The following is a 22,655-nucleotide window of genomic DNA, read 5'->3' on the forward strand; positions in this document are numbered from 1 at the left end:
ACTGTACGCCGCGCCCGGTTCGTCCCGTTAGGCTGCGGCCCATGTCTTCCCATGGTCGCGGCAGCGTCGCGTTCACCCTCGTGGTGACGCTGTTGGCGCTGGTGGGAGCGGCCGCGATGCTGCTGGTCATCGCCCTCTCCGGAGCGCCGTCCACCCTGGCCCTGGCCACCCTGCTGGCGGTGCTGCCGGTGGGCCCGCTGCTGGCCTGCTTCCTGTGGCTCGACCGCTACGAGCCCGAGCCCCGGCGGCTGCTGGCCGCCGGTCTGGCGTGGGGGGCGTTCGTGGCCACCGCCGGCGCCATCCTGCTCCAGGGGCTCGGCGGCTTCTTCGGCGGCTTCGACGACGCGCAGATGCTCGCCGGGGTCGCCCCGGTCACCGAGGAGGCCACCAAGGGCCTCTTCCTCCTGCTGCTGCTGTGGTGGCGCCGCGGTGAGCTCGACGGCGTCCTGGACGGCATCGTCTACGCCGGGATGGTCGGCGTGGGCTTCGCCTTCGTCGAGAACATCCTCTATCTGGCCGCCGCCTACGACGGCACCGACGCGATGGGCCCCGGCGGCACCGAGGCGCTGACGGTGGTCTTCGTGCTGCGGTGCCTGATCAGCCCCTTCGCCCACCCGCTCTTCACCGCCTTCATCGGCATCGGCGTCGGGGTGGCGGTCTCGAGCCGCAGCGCGGCCGTCCGTGTGCTCGCCCCGTTCGCGGGGTACGTGCTGGCCGTGCTCTCCCATGGTCTGTGGAACGCCTCCAGCCTCACGGGGACCGGGGGCTTCCTGGCCGTCTACGTGACCACGATGGCCCCGGCCTTCGTCGCCGTCGTCTGCTTCGCGGTCTGGCTGCGCCGCTCCGAGCGCCGGATGCTGGCCCGCTCGCTGGAGGACGCCGCCCGGATCGGCCTGCTCCCGGCCTCCGACATCGACTGGATCGTCGACCTCGGGGCCCGCCGGGCCAGCCGCCGGCACGCCAGTCGCATGGGCGGTGAGGAGGCCGAGCAGGCCATGCGCGACTATCAGCAGGCCGCGATCGAGCTGGGCTTCCTGCACCACCGCTACCTGCGAGGTACGCCTCCGCCCGGTTACGCGGCCAGAGGGCAGGTCTTCGTCCGTCGACTGAACGCCGCCCGTCCCTACGTCTCCTTCCCCGGACAGGTGGTCCCCACACGATGAGCGACTCCCAGACCCACGGCGGCTCCCCGGTCGGCGAACCGTCGCCGGACGCGACCCAGATGCTCACCGCGCTGGTCCAGCTGCGCGGTGCCCTCCAGGGCGCCGCGCTGCCCTTGGAGGTGCCCGACGTGGAGGCGCACCGCGCCGCCCGCGCCGACATGATCGCCCAGCTCGAGGACTACGTGATCCCGCGGCTGATGACCATCGAGGCACCGATGCTGGCCGTGGTGGGGGGCTCCACCGGGGCCGGGAAGTCCACCCTGGTCAACTCGCTGGTCGGGCGCCGGGTCACCCAGCCCGGGGTGCTGCGGCCCACGACGAGGTCGCCGGTGCTGGTGCACCACCCCGACGACGCGCACTGGTTCGGGCAGGACCGGCTGCTGCCCGAGCTCGAGCGGGTGACGACCTCGACCAACGACCCCTCGGCACTGCAGCTGGTGCCGTCGGAGACGGTCCCGGCCGGGCTGGCGGTGCTCGACGCCCCCGACATCGACTCGGTGGAGGAGGCCAACCGGACGCTCGCGGCCCAGCTCCTCGCCGCCGCCGACCTGTGGCTCTTCGTCACCTCGGCCGCCCGCTACGCCGACCAGGTGCCGTGGCAGTTCCTGCGCGAGGCCGCGGAGCGCTCCGCCGCGGTCGCCATCGTGCTCGACCGCACCCCGCCGGAGGCGGTGGAGACGGTGGCCAGCCACCTGGCCCGGATGCTGGCCAGCCGGGGGCTCAAGGACTCCCCGCTCTTCACCGTCCACGAGGGCCCGGTCGACGACGAGGGGCTGCTGCCCCCCGAGTCCGTCGCGGAGATCCGGGCCTGGCTGGAGTCGCTGGCCGCCGACGCGGAGGCGCGGGCGGGCGTGGTGCGCCAGACCCTGGAGGGCGCCATCCGCACCGTCGCACGGCGTACCCACCTGGTCGCCGACGCCGAGACCCTGCAGGTCAACGCCATGACCAGGCTCCGTGAGGACGCCGAGAAGGCCTATGCCGCCAGCCTGGCCGCCGTCAAGGAGGCCTCGGCCGACGGCACCCTGCTGCGCGGCGAGGTGCTCGCGCGGTGGCAGGAGTTCGTGGGGACCGGTGAGCTGCTGCGCACCCTGGAGACCCGGGTCGGGTGGCTGCGGGACCGGCTGGTCAACGCGATCAAGGGCAAGCCCCAGCAGGCGGAGCGGGTCCAGGTGGCGGTGGAGTCGGGCCTGGAGACGCTGCTGACCGAGCACGCCGAGGCGGCCGCCGAGCGGGCGGAGGCCTCCTGGCAGTCGCTGGCCTCGGGCCAGGCGCTGCTGCGCGAGGCCGACCAGGACCTGGGTCGCGCCTCGCGCGACTTCCGCCGCCGGGCCGAGCGGGCGGTGCGCGACTGGCAGGGCGGCGTGCTGGAGATGGTCCGGCAGGAGGGCGCCGACAAGCGGACGACCGCGCGCTTCCTCGCCTACGGCGTCAACGGCCTCTCCGTGGCGCTCATGGTCGTCGTCTTCGCCCACACCGGCGGGGCGCTGGTGGGCGCCGAGGCCGGGATCGCCGGGGGCGGTGCGGTGCTCGGCCAGAAGTTGCTGGAGGCGGTCTTCGGGGACCAGGCGGTCAGGTCCCTGGCCGAGCGCGCCCGCAAGGACCTGGAGCGCCGGGTGGAGGAGATGTACGCCGAGGAGCGGGCCCGCTACACCGACCTGCTCGACTCCCTCGGGCTCAGCACCAGCTCCCCGGAGACGTTGCGCCAGGCCGCGCGGCGCGTGGACGACCTGCGCTTCGCCCGCTCCTCGAAGCCTGAGGCCAGTGCCGGGACGGCGTGAGCACCGGTGCGGAGGTTAGTGTGAGGGCCTTCAACCGACCATCTGCGCAGAGGACACCATGACGTCTCTTCTCGAGGGCGCCAAGAAGCTGGTGACCCGCGGCTCCGACATCGGCACGAGGGTCGAAGGACTCTCGCGGGCCGTGGAGGCGAGCCGAGGGCGCCTGGACGACGACGTGGTCGAGGCGGCGGGCTCCGCCGCCGACCGGGCCGCGCGCCGGCTCCGCCTCTCCGCCGACCACACCGTGGTGGCGCTCGCGGGCGCCACCGGGTCCGGCAAGTCCTCCACCTTCAACGCGCTGACCGGCCTGGAGCTGAGCGCGGTCGGCGTGCGCCGGCCCACCACCTCCTGGGCGACGGCCTGCGTGTGGGGCTCCGAGGGCGCCTCGGAGCTGCTGGAGTTCCTCGGCATCCCCGAGCGCCACCAGGTGGTCCGGGACAACCTGCTCTCCCAGGGCCGCGAGGACAGCGCCATGCAGGGCGTCGTGCTGCTCGACCTGCCCGACCACGACTCCACCGAGGTCAGCCACCACCTCGAGGTCGACCGGCTGGTGGCGCTCGCCGACATGCTCATCTGGGTCCTTGACCCGCAGAAGTACGCCGACGCCGCCGTCCACGAGCGCTACCTCGCCCCGCTGGCCGGTCACCAGGACGTCATGCTCGTGGTGCTCAACCAGATCGACCGGGTCCCCGAGGAACGGCGCGAGGCGATGCTGGGCGACGTCCGCCGGCTGCTGGCCGCCGACGGCCTCACCGGCGTCCCGGTGCTGGGCGTCAGCGCCCGCGAAGACGTGGGGATGGCCGAGCTCCGGGAGGAGATCGCCCGCCGGGTGGCCAGCAAGAAGGTCGCCAAGCAGCGCCTCGAGGCCGACGTCCGGGCCGCGGCGCTGCGGATGCGCACGGTGACCGGCGAGGCCCCCGTCCCCGAGGTCTCCCGGACCCGGCTGGAGGCCCTCGAGGACTCCTTCGCCGAGGCCGCGGGCGTGCCGACCGTCGTCCGGGCGGTGGAGGCGTCGACCCGGGTGCGCGCCAACCGCGCCACCGGCTGGCCCGCGACGGCCTGGCTGAGCCGCTTCCGCCCCGACCCCCTCAAGCGGCTCCACCTCGACCTCGGCTCCGTGGGCAAGGAGCTGACCGGCACCCCGCGCAGCTCGGTCCCCGAGCCCACCCGGGTGCAGCGGGCCCGGGTCGACACCGAGGTGCGCGCCCTGGTCGACGAGGTCACCGAGGACCTCCAGCCGGCGTGGGCGCACGCGGTGCGCCGCGCCTCGGTCTCGCGCCTGCCCGACCTGGGCGACCGTCTCGACCAGGCGCTGTCGGGCACCGACCTCGGCGCGGACCGGCTCCCGGTCTGGGCCGGCCTGGTCCGGGTCCTGCAGTGGATCCTCATCGTGGCCGCGGTGGTCGGGGCCGCCTGGCTCGGCCTGCTCGCGCTCGCCAGCTATGCCCGGGTGCCCGAGCCTCCGACGCCGCAGTGGCAGGGCTGGCCGCTGCCCACGCTGCTTCTCCTCGGCGGACTGGGGCTGGGCCTGCTGCTGGCCCTGCTCTGCCGCCTCCTGGTGGCCGGCACGGCGCGCCGCCGGGCCAGGGTCGCCGACCAGCGCCTGCGCCGGGCGATCGGCGATGCCTCCGACGACCTGGTCCTGGCTCCGGTCAAGGCCGAGCTCGAGGCCTACCGACAGACGGTCGAGGGGCTCGAGACGGCCCTGCGCTGATTCCCTCGCCGATCCCGGGCCGCTGCCCCTCCACAGCCCGGTTCGGCGGGCTCGTGCTCCACAGAGACTCCCGCCGCGCCCGCCGCTCCCCGGCGGGCGCGGCCAGCCTCGTCCTGGGCACGGTGCCCTCGACGACGACGGCGAGGAGGAGTCAGATGAACGACAGCACGATCACCTTCAGCGGCTGGGTGGGCTCGGAGGTGACGCTGAGCGAGGTCGGCCACGGCGTCCGCGTCGCGACCTTCCGGGTCGGCAGCACTCCGAGGCGGTTCCGCGGCGGGGTGTGGGAGGACGGGGAGACCATCTGGTACGCGGTGAAGGCCTGGCGGGCCCTGGCCGACAACGTCGCCGCCTCGGTGCGCACCGGTGACCCGGTGGTGGTCTCCGGCAAGCTGGTCGCCGAGGTGTGGAAGCGCGAGGACGGCACCGTCTCCTCCCGCTACGTCGTGGTCGCGGCCTCGGTCGGCCACGACCTCACCCGCGGGACCAGCACGTTCGCGCGAAGCGCGCGCGGCCCGTCGGCGGCTCCGTCCTCGGACGGCGCCGACCCCGAGCCGCCCCACGCCGAGGAGCAGGCGGGGGCGCAGCCGGACGGCGAGGACCGGGCGGCCGCCGGCCGGGAGCCCGCGGCCTGACGGGCCGGCCGCGGTGCGGTGCTCACCCGGTGACGGCGGTGCGGTGCGGGCGCGGTCCCACAGGTAGGGTCGCAGGCATGGCTGAGTACGTCTTCACGTTGCGCAACGTGCGCAAGGCCCACGGCGACAAAGTGGTCCTTGACAACGTCACCCTCTCGTTCCTGCACGGCGCCAAGATCGGTGTCGTCGGACCCAACGGTGCCGGCAAGTCGACCCTGCTCAAGATCATGGCGGGTCTCGAGCAGCCCAACAACGGGGATGCCATCAAGGACCCCGAGGCCACCGTGGGCATGCTCCAGCAGGAGCCGCCGCTGACCGAGGGCAAGACGGTCCTGGAGAACGTCGAGGAGGCGGTCTTCGAGATCAAGAGCAAGATGAAGCGCCTCGAGGACGCATACATGGAGATGGGCGAGCCCGACGCCGACCAGGACGCGCTGATGGCCGAGACCGGGGAGCTGCAGACGTTCCTGGACGACCACGCCGCCTGGGACGTCGACAGCCGCCTCGAGCAGGCGATGGACGCGCTGCGCTGCCCGCCGCCGGACGTGCTGGTCGACAACCTCTCGGGTGGTGAGCGTCGTCGCGTCGCCCTCTGCAAGCTGCTCCTCCAGCAGCCCGACCTGCTCCTGCTCGACGAGCCCACCAACCACCTCGACGCCGAGTCGGTGCAGTGGCTCGAGGGCCACCTGAAGAGCTACCCGGGCGCCGTGCTGGCGATCACCCACGACCGGTACTTCCTCGACAACGTCGCGGAGTGGATCGCCGAGGTCGACCGCGGCTCCATCCACGGCTACGAGGGCAACTACTCCACCTACCTGGAGACCAAGAAGGAACGGCTCAAGATCGAGGGGCAGAAGGACGCCAAGCGCGCCAAGATGCTCGAGAAGGAGCTGGAGTGGGTCCGCTCCAACGCCAAGGCCCGCCAGACCAAGAGCAAGTCCCGCCTGGCCCGTTACGAGGAGCTGGCGGCAGAGGCCGACAAGGCCCGCAAGATCGACACCGCCGACATCAACATCCCGCCCGGCCCGCGGCTGGGCGACGTGGTGCTCGAGGCCTCGCACCTGACCAAGGGTTATGACGACCGCGTGCTGTGGAACGACATCAGCTTCACCCTGCCCCGCGCGGGCATCGTCGGCGTGATCGGCCCCAACGGCGTCGGCAAGACGACCCTGTTCCGGATGATCACCGGCGACGAGACCCCCGACTCCGGCAAGCTCACGGTCGGGCAGACGGTGAAGATCTCCTACGCCGACCAGAGCCGCGGCGGCATCGACCCCAACAAGAACGTCTGGGAGGTCGTCTCCGACGGCCTGGACTTCATCAAGGTCGCCAACTTCGAGATGAACAGCCGCGCCTACGTGGCGTCGTTCGGCTTCAAGGGCCCGGACCAGCAGAAGAAGGCCGGCGTCCTGTCCGGCGGTGAGCGCAACCGGCTCAACCTCGCGCTGACGCTCAAGATGGGCGGCAACATGCTGCTCCTCGACGAGCCCACCAACGACCTCGACGTGGAGACCCTCTCGGCGCTCGAGGACGCGCTGCTCGACTTCCCCGGCTGTGCCGTGGTCACCTCCCACGACCGGTGGTTCCTCGACCGCGTCGCCACCCACATCCTCGCGTGGGAGGGCACCGAGGAGGACGGCGGCAAGTGGTTCTGGTTCGAGGGGAACTTCGCCTCCTACGAGGAGAACAAGATCGAGCGCCTGGGTGCCGAGGCGGCGCGACCGCACCGGGTCACCCACCGGCGGCTCACCCGCGACTGAACCCGCGGGCGCACGACCAGGGGGGTCGGGCATGAGTCACCGGGAGTACGAGGAGTCGACGCTCGCCGCCGCGGGGAGGGCCGTCCAGGGCCTGGTGCTGGAGCGCCTGGCGGCGGGGCCCTTCCTCTGGGCCGCTCGCCACTGAACGGCCACCGCCTCGCGGCGGGTGGCGGGACCACGCGGAGACCGCCCGGAAGATGCCCCAGGGGGCGAAGCCCGACGAGGCTGGCCCCCCGGGTCCGAGGGGCTCAGGGGGAGGCGCGCATCTCCATCTCGGGGTGGCGGGCGATGAGGTGGTCGGCGACCGCGTTCATCACCCGGCCCACGGCCTGGAAGTCCTCGTCCGAGACCAGGTCGACCAGGTTGTTGCGGACCCCCGTGACGTGGACGTGGGCGGCGTTGCGCAGCAGCTCCATCCCCTCGTCGGTCAGCGTCGCGACGACGCCACGACCGTCGTCGGGGGAGGCGGCGCGCACCACGTAGCCGCTGCGTTCGAGCCGCGCGATCGTGTGCGTGACCCGGCTGCGGCTGTGGGCCAGGGCGTCGGCGAGCTGGGCCATCCGCATGGCACGGCCCTCGCGCTCGGAGAGGCGGACGAGGATCTCGTACTCGGCCAGCGAGATGTCGAAGGACTCCCGAAGGTCGTCGTCCAGCCGGTCCAGCAGCAGGGTGTGGCCGAGCATCAGGGCCCGCCACGCCCGTTGTTGTGGCTCGTCGAGCCACCTGGTCGCCCCCGAGTCGGTCATGGGGACGAGCCTATCTCCCCCGATGTCCAACAGACGGCAACGCCCGCCCCGAGAGCCGGGCGGCTCCTGGGGCGGGCGTGGCGGTCGGTCGGTCGGTCGGTACCTCAGATGCGCTCGAGGATCAGCGCCATGCCCTGGCCGCCACCGACGCACATGGTGATCAGGCCGGTGGACTTGTCGTGCCAGTCCAGGCTGTTGAGCATGGTGGCCTGGAGCCGGGCCCCGGTCATCCCGAACGGGTGACCGACGGCGATGGCCCCGCCGTTGACGTTGAGGCGGTCCAGGTCGATGCCCAGCTCCTGGTAGGACGGGACGACCTGGGCGGCGAAGGCCTCGTTGATCTCGACCAGGTCGATGTCGCCGATGCTCATGCCCGCGTTGGCCAGGGCGCGCCGGGTGGCCTCGACGGGGCCGAGGCCCATGATCTCGGGGGAGAGGCCCGAGACGCCCGTGGCCACGATCCGGGCCAGCGGCGTGAGGCCGAGCTCGGCGGCCTTGGTGTCGCTCATGACCACCACGGCGGCGGCGCCGTCGTTGAGGGCGCAGCAGTTGCCGGCGGTGACCACCCCGTCGGGGCGGAAGACGGGCTGCAGGCCGGCGAGCGCGTCGTAGGTGACGCCGGCGCGGGGGCCGTCGTCGGCGGTGACCACGGTGCCGTCCGGGGTGGTGACCGGGGTGATCTCCCGGGCCCAGAAGCCGTCGGCGATCGCCTTCTCGGCCAGGTTCTGGGAGCGGACCGCGAACTCGTCGAGCTCCTTGCGGTCCAGGCCGCGCAGCCGGGCGACGTTCTCGGCCGTCTGGCCCATCGCGATGTAGACGTCGGGCAGCAGGCCCTGGTCGCGCGGGTCGGACCACTCGTGGCCGCCTTCGGCCAGCTTGGCGGTGCGGCTCTGAGCGTCGTCGAAGAGCGGGTTGACCGTGTTGGGCAGGTGGTCGGAGGTGCCCTTGGCGAAGCGCGAGACGGTCTCCACGCCGGCGGAGATGAAGACGTCGCCCTCACCGGCCTTGATGGCGTGGAAGGCCATCCGGGTGGTCTGCACCGAGGAGGAGCAGTAGCGGGTGATCGTGGCCCCCGGCACGTCGTCCATGCCGTTGATGACGTTGACCACGCGGCCCATGTTGTTGCCCGACTCGCCGCCGGGCAGCCCGCAGCCGAGCAGGGTGTCGTCGACGGTGTGGGGGTCGAGGGCGGGGACCTTGTCCAGCGCGGCCTTGATGATCGTGGCCGCCAGGTCGTCGGGGCGCAGGTCCTTGAGGGACCCCTTGTTGGCGCGGCCGATCGGCGAACGAGCTGCGGAAACGATCACTGCCTCGGGCATGGAAGCTCCTCTTCGTGTACTCATCGTCAAGACGGCGCCCACCCTACGTCGGGGGCGCGCACCGCGGCAGTGTGCGCCCGCCCCAGGGTCCTTGGGCGCCGAGCCTGCCGGTCCCGGCCCGGTGGGCCGGATGAGAGCATCGCGAGCGTGCGCCACCTCTACGAGTGCCCGATGCGCTGGGCCGACCTCGACGTCCTCCACCACGTCAACAACGTCGTCTACGTCGACTATCTCCAGGAGGCCCGGGTCGACATGCTCCGCACCCATGCGCCCGGCCGCGGGGACCACCCGGCCGGGGAGCGGCCGGGGGAGGGGCTGGTGGTGGCCCAGCACGACATCTCCTACCTGACCCCGCTCGAGCTGCGGCCGGAGCCGGTGCGGATCGAGTGCTGGGTGACCGAGATCAGGGCGGCCAGCTTCACCATGGCCTACGAGATCTTCGACGAGGCCGACGGCATCCGGACCACCTATGCCCGGGCCACCACGCTGCTCACCCCGTTCGTCTTCACCGAGGACCGTCCCCGCCGGCTGAGCGCGGACGAGCGCGAGGTGCTCGAGCGCTTCTGGGAGCCCGCCGAGGCCGCCGGGTCGCTGCTCGGCCGCAACGCGCCGCAGGCCGAGCCGTCGGGCAGCTACGACCTCCGGGTGCGCTTCAGCGACGTGGACGTCTACGGGCACGTCAACAACGTGAAGTACCTGGAGTACTACCAGGAGGCCCGGATCGCCATGATGGGCCGGCTGGCGACCGAGGAGAGCGGCCAGGGGGTGGTGACGGTGCTGGCCCGCACCCAGGTGGAGTACCGCTCGCCGATCCTCTTCCGGGCCGAGCCCTACACGGTCAGCTCGTGGGTCACCCGGCTGGGCTCACGCTCGATGGTCGTCGAGTCGCAGATCCGCGACGGCGACCGGCTGATGAGCCGGGCCGCGGTGGTCCTGGTCTTCTTCGACCCCCGCACCCAGCGCAGCACCGAGCCGCCCGAGGCCCTGCGCGCCCGGTTGGCCGAGCTCGCCGTCGGCTGAGGTCAGGACGGCCGCGCGGCCGGACCGTCGGTGGCCCGGGGGACCTCGTTGGCGTTGACCATGAACTGGGCGGCGTGGGTGACGTAGTCCCAGAACTGCGCGTCCTGCTCCGGCGTCAGCCCGACCTTGTCCAGCCCGGCACGGAAGTGCACCAGCCAGCGCTGGGCGGCCGTCGGGGTCACCTCGAACGGCGCGTGGCGCATCCGCAGCCGGGGGTGGCCGCGGGTCTCGGAGTAGGTGCTGGGGCCGCCCCAGTACTGCACCAGGAAGAGGGTGAACCGCTCGGCGGCCGGCCCGAGGTCCTCCTCGGGATACATCGGGCGGAGGAGCGGATCGGTCGCGACGCCCTCGTAGAACGTGTCCACGAGCGTGCGGATGGTCTCCATCCCGCCGATCTCGTCGTAGAAGCTGCTCACGCCCCCATTGTGCAGGCCGTCGCCCCGCCTCACCGCCGCGGGGCGTCCGGCCGCTCGCCCGGCCACTCGCCCCCGTCGGCCGCGCGCTGGGCGGGGGAGTCCTCCTCGGGCATCTCCGGCGTCCACTCCACGTAGCGGGTGTGCGGGATGACGATCCCCTCGTGGTCGAAGCGCGCCTTGATCCGCTCGCGCAGGGTCCGTGCCACCGACCACTGCTCCATCGGCGCGGTCTTGAGCGAGACCCGCACGGTGATCCCGTCCAGGGTCATCGCCTCGACCCCGGGGTCGTCCGGCTTCTCGATCACCCGGCCCTTGAAGTCCTCGTCCTCCCACATGCCCTCGGCGACCTCGGCGAGCACCCGGCGCACCCGGGCCAGGTCGGCGTCGTAGGTGACGGTGATGTCCAGGACGGCACGGGCCCAGTTCTGGCTCATGTTGCCCACCCGGAGGATCTCGCCGTTGCGGACGTACCAGACGGTGCCGTTGATGTCGCGCAGCCGGGTGACCCGCAGGCTGACCGCCTCCACGGTGCCGGAGGCCTCGCCGAGGTCGACCACGTCGCCCACGCCGTACTGGTCCTCGACGAGCATGAAGATGCCGGAGAGGAAGTCCTTGACCAGCGTCTGGGCGCCGAAGCCCAGGGCCAGGCCCAGGATCCCCGCGCTGGCGATGATCGGCGCGATGTTGACCCCCAGCTCCGAGAGGATCATCGTCGCCGCGATGGCCAGCACGACACCGCTGATGATGCTCTTGAGCAGGCTGCCCATCGTCTTGGCCCGCTGGACCCGACGGGTCCGGGCCGCCAGGTCGCGCGGCGAGGTCTCCGCACTCCGGCCGAGCCTGGCCGAGGTGGTGATCGCCGCCCGGGCGACCCGGTCCGGGACCATGCCCAGCTCGGCGCGACGCACCACCCGGTCGACCACCCGGTGCAGCATCCAGCGCAGCAGCAGGGCACCGAGCACCAGCAGCGAGATGGTGAGCGGCTTGCCGATCACGATGTCGGCCAGCTGGGCGAGCCGGTCGTTCCCGGTCGTCCGCTCGGTCCACTCGCACAGGGTCTGGTCGTCCTCGCAGGGGCCGGAGGGCAGGAGAGACAGCGCAGGCATGGCGCTCAGTATGTCGAGCCGGTGGTGAGCCACCGTGGTCAGGTGCCGGCTCGCGGAGCGGGCGCGATATCCTCACCCCGTGACCTCCACGACCTCCTCCGAGACCAGCCCCGCCCGCGTCCTGCGCTCGTCGCTGCGCCTGATCGTCCCGGTGGTCGTGGCCGGCTCGGTGCTCCTCGCCGCGCCCGCCCTCGCCGACGTCCCGGAGGGCTGGTCGGAGCCCGACCCCGTCTCCGCCATGGACTTCCTGCTCCTGCTGGTCGCCCTGCCGCTGGGTGGCGTGGCGCTGGTGACCCTGCTCTTCTACGCCCCCATCCTGGCGCGCGGCGAGAAGATCTCGACCCGCACCGCTCCCGTCGAGGACCAGTGGCTCGGCGGGCCGCGCGGTGGCCGCGCCGAGGTCGAGGAGTCGACCACCGCGTCGAAGGAGACCGGTGGGGCAAGTGGCAGCTGGTGAGCTGACCGGCCGGCAGCAGGCCGAGCTCGACCGGGCCATCCGCGCGGCCGAACAGACCAGCAGGTTCGAGTTCTCCCTCTTCCGCGGGGTCGTCGACGGCCCCCCGCGCCCGTTCGCCGAGCGGCTGCACGCCGCGCTCGCCACCCCGGAGCGCAGCGTGCTGATCGTCGTCGACCCGATGGCCCGGCACCTGGAGGTGGTGACCGGCCGCGAGGTGCGCCGTCACCTCACCGACGACCAGGTGGGCCTCGCCGTGGTCGCCATGCAGACCGCCTTCGCCGAGGGCGACGAGGTCGCGGGCCTCAAGCGAGGGATCTCGCTGCTGGCCGAGCACGCCGTCGCGCCCCGCACCCTGCACGCGCGCAACTGACTCCCCGCCCTGCTCGCCGCGCGAGCCCGGCCCGGGGGCACGACGAGAAGGAGCCCGGAGGCGTCACGCCTCCGGGCTCCTCCACGTCGTCGGCGGGGCCGACCGGCTCGGTCAGCCGGCGGCGGCCCGGGCGTCGCACTCCTGCGCGGCCAGCGCCCGCTCCACGTCGGCCAGGCCCTCCCGCGCGTAGCGCTGGGCCCCCTTCGGCGCGGTCGAGCCCTCCAGCCAGGCACGGACCCGGGTCGCCAGCTCGGGCGAGGCCAGGACCTTGGGGAAGCCGTACTCCAGCACCGTCGAGGCCTTGTGGAACCCGAGGGTGTCGATGAGGGTGTCGGCCGCCTCCAGGTACTTCTCCAGGTAGGGCGCCACGACCTCCTCCTGACCGGGGCGGAAGATGGAGAGGACCATCTCCCGGGAGGTCTCGTTGGGGGTGGCCGGGTCCATGATCGCGGCCCACCCGGCGGCCTTGGCCTGCTCGGTCGGCTGGGCGACCCGGGCGGCGGCCGCCTTCTCCTTGCCCTCGATCGTCGCGTCGTTCGCGAGCTCGGCGTCGATCGCGGCGTCGTCGGCACGGCCGGCGGCGGCGAGCGAGGTCAGCAGCGCCCAGCGCAGGTCCTGGTCGACGGCGAGGCCGTCGATGACCACGGAGCCGTCCAGCAGCCCGGCCACGTCCGCCAGGGCGTAGTCGGAGCGGGCGGCCGCGGCGTAGGAGCGGGCGAAGGTGAGCTGGTGGTCGCTGCCGGCCTCCGCGGCGAGCAGCAGGGCGCGGAGCCCCGCCTCCCACTCCGCGCGCAGCTCGGCCCGGGTGGCCGGGTCGGAGTAGAGGTTGACCGCCATCGCCGCCGAGACCGGGATCCGGGTGACGCCCCAGGAGTCGGTCTCGTGCCCGATGTTGGCCAGCACCAGCCGCACGAAGTCACGGGCCGGGAGCTCGCCGTCGCGGGTCATGTCCCAGGTCGCTCCCCACACCAGGGCACGGGCCAGCGAGTCCTCGACCCGGGAGAGCCCGTCGACCGCGGTGGCCAGGGAGCGCTCGTCGAGCCGGATCTTGGCGTAGGCGTGGTCCTCGTCGTTGAGGAGCAGCAGCGCCGGCTGCCGCACGCCGACCAGCTCGGCCACCTCGGTGGCCTCGCCCTCGACGTCGACCTCCAGGTAGTCGCGGCGGACCAGGCGGTCCTCGCCGTCCTCGCCGGGCACGGCGTCGTAGAGGCCGATGCCCAGCCGGTGGCGCCGCAGCGTCGGCTGCTCGGGCGCGGCGCTCTGCAGGACCGAGAAGGAGGAGTAGGTGCCGTCCTCGGCCACCTCGAAGGAGGGGCGCAGCGTGTTGACGCCGGCGGTCTGCAGCCACTCCTGCGCCCAGCCCTGGAGCTCGCGCCCGGAGGCACTCTCCAGGGCCGTGAGCAGGTCGCCGAACTCGGCGTTGCCGAAGGCGTGGTCCTTGAAGTACTGGCGCAGCCCGGCGACGAACGGCTCCAGGCCCACCCAGGCCACCAGCTGCTTGAGCACCGAGGCGCCCTTGGCGTAGGTGATCATGTCGAAGTTGACCTCGACCGCGTGCAGGTCGACGTTGTCGGCCGCGATCGGGTGGGTGCTGGGCAGCTGGTCGGCCCGGTAGCCGGTCTGCTTGCGGGCGTTGGCGAAGCCCGTCCAGGCGTCGGTGAACTCGGTCGCCTCGGCCTCGCACCAGTAGCAGGCCCACTCCGCGAACGACTCGTTGAGCCACAGGTCGTCCCACCAGCGCATGGTGACGAGGTTGCCGAACCACATGTGCGCCATCTCGTGGGTGATCACCGAGGTGCGGAACTCGTAGAAGGAGCGCGGCTGCCGGCTGCGCGGCAGGTACTCGTCACGCAGGGTGACGCACCCGGCGTTCTCCATCGCGCCCATGTTGTACTCCGGCACGTAGAGCTGGTCGTACTTGCCGAAGGGGTAGGGGAAGTCGAACTTCTCCTCGAAGAACTCGAAGCTCGCCCGGGTGGTGCGCACCAGCTCCTCGGTGTCCATCAGCTCCGCCAGCGACTGCCGGCAGTAGTGCCCCAGCGGGATGGTGCCGAACTTGCCCTCGTAGGTGTCGCGGACCTCGTGGTACTCGCCGGCCACCACCGCGGTGATGTAGGTGGACATCCGTGCGGTCGGCTCGAAGCGCCACACCGCCTTGCCCTCGCCCAGCGGCTCCGGGGTGGGGCTGGGGGAGTTGGAGACCACCTTCCAGTGGTCCGGCGCGGTGACGTGGAAGGTGAAGCTGGACTTGAGGTCGGGCTGCTCGAAGGTGGTGAAGACGCGACGCGCGTCCGGCACCTCGAACTGGCTGTAGAGGTAGACCCGGTCGTCGGCCGGGTCGACGAAGCGGTGCAGGCCCTCGCCGGTGTGGCTGTAGGTGCAGTCGGCACGGACCACCAGCACGTTGTCGCCCTGCAGGTCGTCCAGCAGGATCCGGCTGTCGGCGTAGGCGGTGGCGGGGTCCAGGGGGCGGCCGTTCAGGGTGATCTCGTGGACCTCGGCGTCGACCAGGTCGGCGAAGGTGCTCGCGCCAGGCTCTCGGCAGGAGAACTCCAGCGTCGTGGTGGAGCCGAAGGTCTTCTCACTCGTGGTGAGGTCGAGCTCGACGGTGTAGGACGTCACGTCCAGGAGAGCGGCGCGGGTGGCCGCCTCGTCCCTGGTCAGGTTGGTTCCGGGCATGGTGTCCATCATGTCACTGCGGGCCACGGCGTCCAGGGTCGGCCGAGGGGCGTCTGCTTCACTTCGGGGGTGACGAACTCAAAGACCGAGGCCGACTTCTGGTTCGACCCTCTGTGCCCCTTCGCCTGGATCACCTCCCGATGGATCCTCGAGGTGGAGCAGGTGCGCGACATCGAGGTCACCTGGCACGTGATGAGCCTGGCCTACCTCAACAAGGACAAGGACATCCCCGAGGACTACCGGAAGATGCTGGAGCCGGCCTGGGGCCCCGTGCGGGTCTGCATCGCAGCCGAGCAGCGCCACGGCCGCAAGGTCCTGCTCCCGCTCTACACCGCGCTGGGCAACCGGATCCACCTCCAGGAGCAGCCGATCAGCCGCGAGCTGATCACGGCCGCCGTCGCCGAGGCCGGTCTCCAGGCCGACCTGGTCGACGCGATGGACGACTCCTCCTACGACGAGGCGGTGGCACGCTCGCACCACGAGGGGATGGACCAGGTCGGCGACGACGTGGGCACCCCGACCATCGCCATCGAGGGGGCGGCGTTCTTCGGGCCGGTGCTCTCGAAGATCCCGCGAGGCGAGGAGGCCGGTCAGCTCTGGGACGGCTGCGTCGCGGTGGCGAAGGTGCCCTACTTCTACGAGCTCAAGCGCTCGCGGACCGGCGAGCTCGACTTCAGCTGACCGCTGACCGCTGACCGCCGGTGGTCGGCGGTCAGCGGCCGGCCCGGCCGCGGCTGCCCGCTCAGGACCCGGCGGCGGTGACGGCGGCCGCGGTCGTCACCGCGGTGGTGATCGCCGCGGTCGAGGCCGCGACGGCGTCCCGCACGCCCTGGGCCGCCCAGCTCCCCTCGGCGATGGCCTTCGCCCGCCCCCGCACCTCCCGGGAGCTCAGCGCTCCGCGGTCCACCACCCGGTGTGCCTGGTCGACCGCGGCGAGCAGGGCGACCAGGCTCGCCGTGCGCGGGTCCGGCTGTGCACCGCCGACCAGGCACCGCTGCAGCGCGGCGCGGAGCTCCTGCTCGTGCCTGCGGTCCGAGGCCGGCCAGGTGCGGCTGGGGAAGAGCCCCAGCACGCGCGTCTCCCGCTCCTCCAGGATGCCCCGCGCCACCAGCCGCCGCTGCAGCTCCTCGCGCGTCCCCCTGCCGAGGCGACCGACGAGGTCGGATGCGGTGCGCGGCTTCTCCGAGACGGTCTGCCAGGCCTCCGCCAGCAGCGGGTCGGGCCGGTCCTGGGAGCGGGGCTGACGCGCGTGCACCCGGGGTGTGTGGAGGAATCCCCGCTTCTCCTCCACCTCGACGGCCCCGTCGAGCGCCAGCTCGACGAGCAGGGCCCCGCCGAACAGCGGCCGGGACTGGGACGAGGCGGCGAGCCGGCCCTTCTCGTCGTCCATGAGCAGCAGCATCAGGTCCTCGGCGACCAGCATGGGGGTTTCGGGCATGGGGCGACCCTAGCCGCGGCGGCTCGGCTCGACGCACGTCACTAGGATCGACCCATGACCAAAGTCCTCTCCGCAGTCGCCTGGCCCTACGCCAACGGCCCGCGCCACATCGGCCACGTGGCCGGGTTCGGCGTGCCCTCCGACGTCTTCAGTCGGTACATGCGGATGGCGGGGCACGACGTGCTCATGGTCTCCGGCTCCGACGAGCACGGGACCCCGATCCTGATCGCCGCCGACGAGGCCGGCCTGACCCCGCAGGAGCTGGCCGACAAGAACCACCGGCTGATCGTCGAGGACCTGGTCGGTCTCGGCCTCTCCTACGACATGTACACCCGCACCACCACCCGCAACCACCACGCGGTGGTCCAGGAGATGTTCCGCGGCGTCTACGACAACGGCTACTTCGTGGAGCAGACGACGTACGGCGCCATCTCGCCGTCCACGGGGCGCACCCTGCCCGACCGCTACATCGAGGGCACCTGCCCGATCTGCGGCACCCCGGGCGCCCGCGGCGACCAGTGCGACGCGTGCGGCAACCAGCTCGACCCCCACGACCTCATCGACCCCGTCTCGCGGATCAACGGCGAGAAGCCGGAGTTCGTCGAGACCCAGCACTTCTTCCTGGACCTGCCCGCCCTGGCCGAGGCGCTGGGGGCCTGGCTCGACGAGCGGGACGCCTCGGGGACCTGGCGCCCCAACGTCATCAAGTTCTCCAAGAACATCCTCTCCGAGATCCGGCCGCGGGCCATGACCCGCGACATCGACTGGGGCATCGCGGTGCCGCTGGAGGGCTGGCAGGAGAACCCGACCAAGAAGCTCTACGTCTGGTTCGACGCCGTCATCGGCTACCTCTCGGCCTCCATCGAGTGGGCGCGCCGCACCGGCGACCCCGAGGCGTGGCGCCAGTGGTGGAACGACCCCGAGGCCCTGTCCTACTACTTCATGGGCAAGGACAACATCACCTTCCACAGCCAGATCTGGCCCGCGGAGCTCCTCGCCTACAACGGTCAGGGCAGCAAGGGTGGCGAGGTGCACGACTACGGCGTCCTCAACCTCCCCACCGAGGTGGTGAGCTCGGAGTTCCTCACGATGGAGGGACGCAAGTTCTCCTCCTCCAAGAAGGTGGTCATCTACGTGGCCGACCTCCTGTCGCGCTACCAGGCGGACGCCTTCCGCTACTTCGTCGCCGCCGCCGGCCCGGAGAACCAGGACTCCGACTTCTCCTGGGCCGAGTTCGTGCAGCGCACCAACTCCGAGCTGGTGGCGGGCTGGGGCAACCTGGTCAGCCGCACCGCCACCCTGGTCGCCAGGAACTTCGGGGAGATCCCCGCCGCCGGCGAGCTCACCGACGCCGACCGGGCGATCCTGGCCACCTGCGCGGAGGCCTTCGACACCGTCGGCGCTCAGATCGGGCGGAACCGGATGCGCCACGCCATCACCGAGGCGATGCGCGCCGTGGCGGAGGTCAACAAGTACGTCACCGACTCCGAGCCCTGGAAGATCAAGGACGACCCGGCCAGGCTGGCGACCGTGCTGCACGTGATGACCCAGTGCGTCCAGGACCTCAACACCGTGCTCAGCCCGTTCCTGCCGTTCACCGCCAACGAGGTGGACCGGGCGCTCGGCGGCGACGGCACGGTGCAGCCGCTGCCCAGGATCGAGGAGGTCGACGACCTCGACGGCGGCGCCGGCTACCCGGTGATCACCGGCGACTACACCTCGATCCGTGCCTGGGAGAGCAGGCCGGTGGTGGTGGGCACCCCGGTGGAGAAGCCGGCACCGGTCTTCACCAAGCTCGACCCCACGCTGGTGGACGACGAGCTCGCCCGGCTGGGCCTGGCATGACCTCACCCGCAGGGCAGCCCGTCCGGCACGTGCCCCGGTTCTACCTCCGGCAGCAGATCACCATGATGGTCAACCGCTACGACGTGCAGGCGGCCGAGCCGGACGGCTCGCCGGGTGCCCTGCTGGCCTTCGCCGAGCAGAAGCGCTTCGCGTTCAAGGAGCAGGTGACCTTCTGGAGCGACTCGACCCGCGGCCAGGCGGTCTTCGGGTTCAAGGCCCGTCAGGCGATGGACCTCGGGGCGGGCTACGACATCACCGACGGGGCGGGCGCCCCGCTGGGGTTCTTCCGCAAGGACTTCGGCACCAGCCTGCTGCGCTCGACGTTCCACCTCGAGGGCCCCGGCTACACCGGCACGGGTCAGGAGCGGAGCCTCCTGGTCGCGCTGGTGCGCCGGTTCACCGACGTGCCGTTCCTGCCGATCCACTTCGACTTCGTCGACCCGGGCGGGGCGCCGCTGATCTCGGTCTCGCGACAGCGGAGCCTGACCGACCGCTACACCGTGGACGTGCCGGACCCGCGGGTGGACTTCCGGGTCGCCGCCGCCCTCGCGGTGGCGATGGACGCTCTGATGGGTCGCTGAGGGGGAGAGATGGTGCTGCATCCACAGGCGCGGGCCGTGCTGGAGTCAGCTGCCGATGAGCCGTCGGTGACCGACCCCGGCTTCGACGTGGCGGCCTCCCGGGCGGCCGACCGCGCCGCGGCGCTCGCCGCGCCGCGCGAGGAGGTCGCCGAGGTCCGCGACGTGGAGGCCGCCGGGGTGCCCGCGCGGTTCTACCGACCGGCGGGCGACCCGGGAACCGGGCTGGTCGTGCACCTGCACGGGGGCGGGTTCGTGCTCAACGACGTCGAGGTGCACGACGCCTCCGCGCGCCGGCTCGCCAACCGCTCGGGCCTCGCGGTGCTCAGCGTCGACTACCGGCGTCCGCCCGAGCACCGCTTCCCGGCCGCTCCGGACGACGTGTCGGCGGTGGTCTCCTGGCTGGGCGACGGCGGCCTGGCCGCACTCGGCCTGGAGCCCGGCACGCGGGTCTTCGGGCACGGGGACAGCGCCGGGGCCAACCTGGCCCTGGTCGCCGCACTGCGCCACCCGGGGAGCTTCGCCGGGCTCGTGCTCATCTACCCCTTCCTCGACCCCACGATGGCGGGGGAGTCCTACCGCACCGAGGTGGAGGGCTTCGAGCCGGCGCAGGCCCGCTGGTACTGGGACCAGTACGCCGCCTCGCCCCAGGACCTCGAGGACCCGGACTTCGCCCCGCTGCGCTCCGAGCGGCTCGGCACCCTGCCGCCGACCCTGGTGGTGACCGCCGAGCACGACCCGCTGCGTGACGAGGGCGAGCTGCTCGCCGCCCGGCTGGCCGAGCTCGGCGTGGAGGTGGTGGGCACCCGCTACCTGGGGATGCTGCACGGGTTCTGGCGTCACCCGGACGCCTTCGACGCCGCCGAGCCGCTGATGGGACAGGTGGCGGGCTTCTTGCGCCAGCACCTGTGAGGAGGCGCCGCGTCCGTGGGTGAGAGAATGCCGTCATGCGCGTGCACCTCGGATCTGACCATGCCGGCCTCGAGCTCAAGGACCACCTGACGAACTGGCTGGTGGACGCCGGCCACGAGGTCGTCGACCACGGCCCCTTCGTCTACGACGCCCTCGACGACTACCCCGTCTTCTGCCTGCGTGCGGCCGAGGCGGTCGCCGCGGAGCGTGCCGAGGGGCTCGACAGCCTCGGCGTGGTGATCGGCGGCTCCGGCAACGGCGAGCAGATCGCGGCCAACAAGGTCCTCGGGGTCCGCTGCGCGCTGGCCTGGTCGGAGGAGACCGCGGCGCTGGCCAAGGAGCACAACGACGCCAACGTCGTCTCGGTCGGCGGCCGGATGCACTCCCTGGAGGAGATGACCCGCTTCGTCGAGGTCTTCCTCACCACCCCCTTCTCCGGTGACGAGCGGCACGTGCGCCGGATCTCCCAGATGGCCGACTACGAGCAGACCCGCGACCTCCCGCCGCTCCCGGAGTCGGCCCTGAAGGGGCCGGATGCCTGAGGGGCACACCCTCCGACGGCTCGCCGACGACCTGGGCCGCACGTTCACCGGACACCTCGTCGCCGTCTCCAGCCCCCAGGGGCGCTTCGAGGCCGAGGCGCGCCAGCTCGACGGCTCGCTGCTGGTCGGCGCCGACTCCGCGGGCAAGCACCTGTTCGTCGAGTTCGCCGGCGACCGCTTCGTCCACGTCCACCTGGGGCTCTACGGGACCTTCGCCGTCCACCCCCGGGCGGCGACGGTCCCGGAGCCGGTGGGGCAGGTCCGGCTCCGGCTGGTCGCCGCGACCGGGCCCGGCACCTTCGCCTGGGCCGACCTGCGCGGTGCCACCCGGTGCGACCTGGTGGGCCGGGCGGCCGTGGAGCAGGTGCTCGCGCGCCTGGGCCCCGACCCGCTGCGATCGGACGCCGACCCGGCAGCGGCCTGGGAGCGGATCCGGCGCAGCCCCCGCTCGATCGGGGAGCTGCTGATGTCGCAGGACGTGATCGCAGGAGTCGGGAACGTCTACCGCGCCGAGGTGCTGTTCCGGCAACGGCTGCACCCGCTGCGCCCGGGCAGCAGCGTGCGCCCCTCGCGGTTCCGGGCGGTGTGGGACGACCTCGCCGAGCTGATGGCCGAGGGGGTCAGGCTGGGCCGGATCGACACGGTGCGGCCCGAGCACACCCCCGAGGCGATGGGGCGGCCCGCCCGCCGCGACGACCACGGCGGGGAGGTCTACGTCTACCGCCGGACCGGTCAGCCGTGCCTGGTGTGCGGCACCGCGGTGCGCACCGACGTGCTGGCCGGCCGGAACATCTTCTGGTGTCCTCGATGCCAGCCCCGTTTCCGGTCGCGGGCCCTAGGATCACAGGCACCCGCACGCGAGGACACCCATGGCTGAGAGGAACTCGGTGCTGGCCGCCTCCACCCGACGAGTCCGCCAGCGCTACCAGCGCGCCGTGCGCACGGGCATGTCCGACGAGCTGGTGCTGCTGGTCGTGGTGACCCTGCTGATGGCCGCGGCCATCATCGGGCTGCCCAGCGTGGCGCCGCTGATCCTGCTCGTGCTGCCGATGGTGGTGGCCAGCCTGGTGCTGGGCCCGCGCCAGCTGCCGTGGTTCATCGTCTTCGTGCTCCTCACGCTGGCCGTCACCGTGACCCAGCAACCGCGGGTGACGCTGCTGGTCGCGGTGAGCGTGGCGGTGCTCTTCGGGCTGGGCTTCATCGTGCTGCTGGGGTCGTTCCGGCGCTCCCGGCTGGGGGTGGCCGGCGTGATGGGGGAGTCGATGCTGGTCGACCTGCGCGACCGCATCCTCAAGCAGGGCGCGATCCCGCCCCTGCCGCCCCGTTGGGAGGTCGACTGGGAGCTGCGCTCGGCCGGCGGCACGCCGTTCGCCGGCGACTTCGTGGTCGCGAGCCGCTCCGCGCCGCAGCGCCTCGAGGTCGCGGTGGTCGACGTCTCCGGCAAGGGCGAGGACGCCGGCACCCGGGCGCTGCTCCTCTCCGGGGCCTTCGGCGGGCTGCTGGGCGCCATGGAACCGGCGGAGTTCCTGCCCGCCGCCAACGCCTACCTGCTGCGCCAGGACTGGGAGGAGGGCTTCGCCACGGCGGTGCACCTCTCGCTGGACCTCTCCTCGGGACGCTTCGAGATCCGCTCCGCCGGTCACCCGCCGCCGGCCGTCCACGACGCGGGGACGGGGCGGTGGAGCGTCGTCGAGGCGCACGGGCCCCTGCTGGGGCTGATCGAGGACGCGACCTTCGAGGCCGCGGCGGGGTGGCTGCGTCCGGGCGACGCGATGCTGCTCTACACCGACGGCCTGGTCGAGGACCGAGGGCTGGACATCGCCCTGGGCATCGACCGGATGCTGGGGCAGGCCGAGCGGATCCTCCGCGGGAACTTCCAGGACGGGGCCGCGCGGCTGATCGACGCACTCGGGTCGCCGGACGACGACCGCGCCCTGCTGATGGCACACCTGCGCCGGTAGGCGGACCCTTCCGGCCCCGGGTCCGCCCGGTCGGCGGCCCGCCCTCGGTTACGGATCGGGGGGCGGCGTGTGGCACCATGGCAGCGCGCATTTCCGCGGCGGCGAGCCCTCCGTGAGGCGTGCACGCGGATGTAGCTCAATGGTAGAGCCTCAGTCTTCCAAACTGATTACGCGGGTTCGATTCCCGTCATCCGCTCCAAGGAGCCCCTGACCGGC

21 protein-coding genes and 1 tRNA gene are annotated in these 22,655 nt (G+C 72.4%); 16 read left to right on the forward strand and 6 right to left on the reverse strand.

Annotated features, from left to right (window positions below):
* The first annotated feature begins 41 nt into the window (after positions 1–41).
* From AC4BG9_RS03710 to ettA, 5 genes are all read left to right on the forward strand, one after another.
* A complete protein-coding gene (locus AC4BG9_RS03710) occupies positions 42–1,163 on the forward strand; it encodes a PrsW family intramembrane metalloprotease (protein WP_490569733.1) in 1,122 nt (373 codons plus the stop codon).
* A complete protein-coding gene (locus tag AC4BG9_RS03715) occupies positions 1,160–2,941 on the forward strand; it encodes a dynamin family protein (RefSeq protein WP_490569734.1) in 1,782 nt (593 codons plus the stop codon). The genes AC4BG9_RS03710 and AC4BG9_RS03715 overlap by 4 nt, the downstream gene beginning before the upstream one ends.
* Positions 2,942–2,999: 58 nt before the next feature.
* Positions 3,000–4,655 (forward strand): GTPase, encoded by a 1,656-nt coding sequence (locus tag AC4BG9_RS03720; RefSeq protein WP_490569735.1) that lies wholly within the window; start codon positions 3,000–3,002, stop codon positions 4,653–4,655.
* A gap of 155 nt (positions 4,656–4,810) precedes the next feature.
* Positions 4,811–5,290: a single-stranded DNA-binding protein gene (locus AC4BG9_RS03725; RefSeq protein ID WP_490569736.1), complete on the forward strand. Its 480-nt coding sequence runs from the start codon at positions 4,811–4,813 to the stop codon at positions 5,288–5,290.
* A gap of 77 nt (positions 5,291–5,367) precedes the next feature.
* Complete coding sequence (gene ettA, locus AC4BG9_RS03730) at positions 5,368–7,050, forward strand: energy-dependent translational throttle protein EttA (protein WP_490569737.1); 1,683 nt, start codon at positions 5,368–5,370, stop codon at positions 7,048–7,050.
* A gap of 248 nt (positions 7,051–7,298) precedes the next feature.
* Here ettA and AC4BG9_RS03735 read toward each other — a convergent pair whose 3' ends face one another.
* Together AC4BG9_RS03735 and AC4BG9_RS03740 are read right to left on the reverse strand one after the other, a co-directional pair.
* A complete protein-coding gene (locus AC4BG9_RS03735) occupies positions 7,299–7,796 on the reverse strand; it encodes a MarR family winged helix-turn-helix transcriptional regulator (protein ID WP_490569738.1) in 498 nt (165 codons plus the stop codon).
* Between the two features lie 104 nt (positions 7,797–7,900).
* Positions 7,901–9,115 carry an acetyl-CoA C-acetyltransferase gene (locus tag AC4BG9_RS03740; protein WP_490569739.1) on the reverse strand — a complete coding sequence of 405 codons (1,215 nt, stop codon included), beginning with the start codon at positions 9,113–9,115 and terminating at the stop codon, positions 7,901–7,903.
* Between the two features lie 147 nt (positions 9,116–9,262).
* Here AC4BG9_RS03740 and AC4BG9_RS03745 point away from each other — a divergent pair, with 147 nt between their 5' ends.
* Positions 9,263–10,135 (forward strand): acyl-CoA thioesterase, encoded by an 873-nt coding sequence (locus tag AC4BG9_RS03745; protein ID WP_490569740.1) that lies wholly within the window; start codon positions 9,263–9,265, stop codon positions 10,133–10,135.
* Positions 10,136–10,137: 2 nt separating this feature from the next.
* Here AC4BG9_RS03745 and AC4BG9_RS03750 read toward each other — a convergent pair whose 3' ends face one another.
* Both AC4BG9_RS03750 and AC4BG9_RS03755 read right to left on the reverse strand, forming a co-directional pair.
* The gene (locus tag AC4BG9_RS03750) at positions 10,138–10,551 is read right to left on the reverse strand and encodes a globin (RefSeq protein WP_490569741.1); all 414 of its coding nucleotides are present in this window, start codon (positions 10,549–10,551) and stop codon (positions 10,138–10,140) included.
* A gap of 29 nt (positions 10,552–10,580) precedes the next feature.
* Positions 10,581–11,657 (reverse strand): mechanosensitive ion channel family protein, encoded by a 1,077-nt coding sequence (locus AC4BG9_RS03755; RefSeq protein ID WP_490569742.1) that lies wholly within the window; start codon positions 11,655–11,657, stop codon positions 10,581–10,583.
* A 79-nt stretch (positions 11,658–11,736) separates the two neighbouring features.
* Between AC4BG9_RS03755 and AC4BG9_RS03760 the strand changes: the two genes are divergently transcribed.
* The gene (locus AC4BG9_RS03760) at positions 11,737–12,114 is read left to right on the forward strand and encodes a hypothetical protein (RefSeq protein ID WP_490569743.1); all 378 of its coding nucleotides are present in this window, start codon (positions 11,737–11,739) and stop codon (positions 12,112–12,114) included.
* Positions 12,092–12,484, forward strand: coding sequence for a DUF5130 family protein (locus tag AC4BG9_RS03765; RefSeq protein ID WP_490569744.1), 393 nt, complete (start codon positions 12,092–12,094; stop codon positions 12,482–12,484). Before AC4BG9_RS03760 ends, AC4BG9_RS03765 begins: the two co-directional genes overlap by 23 nt.
* 111 nt (positions 12,485–12,595) lie before the next feature.
* Here the strand turns inward: AC4BG9_RS03765 and pepN are convergent, their stop codons facing one another.
* Entirely contained in the window at positions 12,596–15,190 is a 2,595-nt protein-coding gene (gene pepN / locus AC4BG9_RS03770) for an aminopeptidase N (protein WP_490569745.1), read from the reverse strand.
* A 42-nt stretch (positions 15,191–15,232) separates the two neighbouring features.
* Between pepN and AC4BG9_RS03775 the strand changes: the two genes are divergently transcribed.
* Complete coding sequence (locus AC4BG9_RS03775) at positions 15,233–15,844, forward strand: mycothiol-dependent nitroreductase Rv2466c family protein (RefSeq protein ID WP_490569746.1); 612 nt, start codon at positions 15,233–15,235, stop codon at positions 15,842–15,844.
* Positions 15,845–15,905: 61 nt separating this feature from the next.
* On the opposite strand, the gene AC4BG9_RS03780 is transcribed toward AC4BG9_RS03775, so the two are convergent.
* Positions 15,906–16,601 (reverse strand): GOLPH3/VPS74 family protein, encoded by a 696-nt coding sequence (locus AC4BG9_RS03780; protein WP_490569747.1) that lies wholly within the window; start codon positions 16,599–16,601, stop codon positions 15,906–15,908.
* Positions 16,602–16,655: 54 nt separating this feature from the next.
* Here AC4BG9_RS03780 and metG point away from each other — a divergent pair, with 54 nt between their 5' ends.
* The 7 genes from metG (at position 16,656) to AC4BG9_RS03815 (ending at position 22,638) form a co-directional block, all read left to right on the forward strand.
* Positions 16,656–18,446 carry a methionine--tRNA ligase gene (gene metG, locus AC4BG9_RS03785; protein WP_490569748.1) on the forward strand — a complete coding sequence of 597 codons (1,791 nt, stop codon included), beginning with the start codon at positions 16,656–16,658 and terminating at the stop codon, positions 18,444–18,446.
* Positions 18,443–19,027 carry an LURP-one-related family protein gene (locus tag AC4BG9_RS03790; protein WP_490569749.1) on the forward strand — a complete coding sequence of 195 codons (585 nt, stop codon included), beginning with the start codon at positions 18,443–18,445 and terminating at the stop codon, positions 19,025–19,027. Before metG ends, AC4BG9_RS03790 begins: the two co-directional genes overlap by 4 nt.
* Positions 19,028–19,036: 9 nt before the next feature.
* Positions 19,037–19,936: an alpha/beta hydrolase gene (locus AC4BG9_RS03795; RefSeq protein ID WP_490569750.1), complete on the forward strand. Its 900-nt coding sequence runs from the start codon at positions 19,037–19,039 to the stop codon at positions 19,934–19,936.
* Between the two features lie 35 nt (positions 19,937–19,971).
* Positions 19,972–20,478, forward strand: coding sequence for a ribose-5-phosphate isomerase (locus AC4BG9_RS03800; protein ID WP_490569751.1), 507 nt, complete (start codon positions 19,972–19,974; stop codon positions 20,476–20,478).
* Positions 20,471–21,355 (forward strand): Fpg/Nei family DNA glycosylase, encoded by an 885-nt coding sequence (locus AC4BG9_RS03805; protein ID WP_490569752.1) that lies wholly within the window; start codon positions 20,471–20,473, stop codon positions 21,353–21,355. The genes AC4BG9_RS03800 and AC4BG9_RS03805 overlap by 8 nt, the downstream gene beginning before the upstream one ends.
* Positions 21,348–22,439, forward strand: coding sequence for a PP2C family protein-serine/threonine phosphatase (locus AC4BG9_RS03810; RefSeq protein ID WP_490569753.1), 1,092 nt, complete (start codon positions 21,348–21,350; stop codon positions 22,437–22,439). Before AC4BG9_RS03805 ends, AC4BG9_RS03810 begins: the two co-directional genes overlap by 8 nt.
* A 125-nt stretch (positions 22,440–22,564) precedes the next feature.
* Positions 22,565–22,638: transfer RNA gene (locus AC4BG9_RS03815), tRNA-Gly, on the forward strand.
* Positions 22,639–22,655: the final 17 nt, after the last annotated feature.

This window comes from Nocardioides sp. Z40_12 (assembly GCF_058215795.1).

Coding starts and splice junctions, on each gene's coding strand:
- AC4BG9_RS03715 (WP_490569734.1), top strand. CDS start 1,160: ATGAGCGACTCCCAGACCCACGGCGGCTCCCCGGTCGGCGAACCGTCG.
- AC4BG9_RS03725 (WP_490569736.1), top strand. CDS start 4,811: ATGAACGACAGCACGATCACCTTCAGCGGCTGGGTGGGCTCGGAGGTG.
- ettA (WP_490569737.1), top strand. CDS start 5,368: ATGGCTGAGTACGTCTTCACGTTGCGCAACGTGCGCAAGGCCCACGGC.
- AC4BG9_RS03780 (WP_490569747.1), bottom strand. CDS start 16,601: ATGCCCGAAACCCCCATGCTGGTCGCCGAGGACCTGATGCTGCTGCTC.
- AC4BG9_RS03710 (WP_490569733.1), top strand. CDS start 42: ATGTCTTCCCATGGTCGCGGCAGCGTCGCGTTCACCCTCGTGGTGACG.
- AC4BG9_RS03735 (WP_490569738.1), bottom strand. CDS start 7,796: ATGACCGACTCGGGGGCGACCAGGTGGCTCGACGAGCCACAACAACGG.
- AC4BG9_RS03790 (WP_490569749.1), top strand. CDS start 18,443: ATGACCTCACCCGCAGGGCAGCCCGTCCGGCACGTGCCCCGGTTCTAC.
- AC4BG9_RS03740 (WP_490569739.1), bottom strand. CDS start 9,115: ATGCCCGAGGCAGTGATCGTTTCCGCAGCTCGTTCGCCGATCGGCCGC.
- AC4BG9_RS03720 (WP_490569735.1), top strand. CDS start 3,000: ATGACGTCTCTTCTCGAGGGCGCCAAGAAGCTGGTGACCCGCGGCTCC.
- metG (WP_490569748.1), top strand. CDS start 16,656: ATGACCAAAGTCCTCTCCGCAGTCGCCTGGCCCTACGCCAACGGCCCG.
- AC4BG9_RS03795 (WP_490569750.1), top strand. CDS start 19,037: ATGGTGCTGCATCCACAGGCGCGGGCCGTGCTGGAGTCAGCTGCCGAT.
- AC4BG9_RS03810 (WP_490569753.1), top strand. CDS start 21,348: ATGGCTGAGAGGAACTCGGTGCTGGCCGCCTCCACCCGACGAGTCCGC.
- AC4BG9_RS03805 (WP_490569752.1), top strand. CDS start 20,471: ATGCCTGAGGGGCACACCCTCCGACGGCTCGCCGACGACCTGGGCCGC.
- AC4BG9_RS03800 (WP_490569751.1), top strand. CDS start 19,972: ATGCGCGTGCACCTCGGATCTGACCATGCCGGCCTCGAGCTCAAGGAC.
- AC4BG9_RS03755 (WP_490569742.1), bottom strand. CDS start 11,657: ATGCCTGCGCTGTCTCTCCTGCCCTCCGGCCCCTGCGAGGACGACCAG.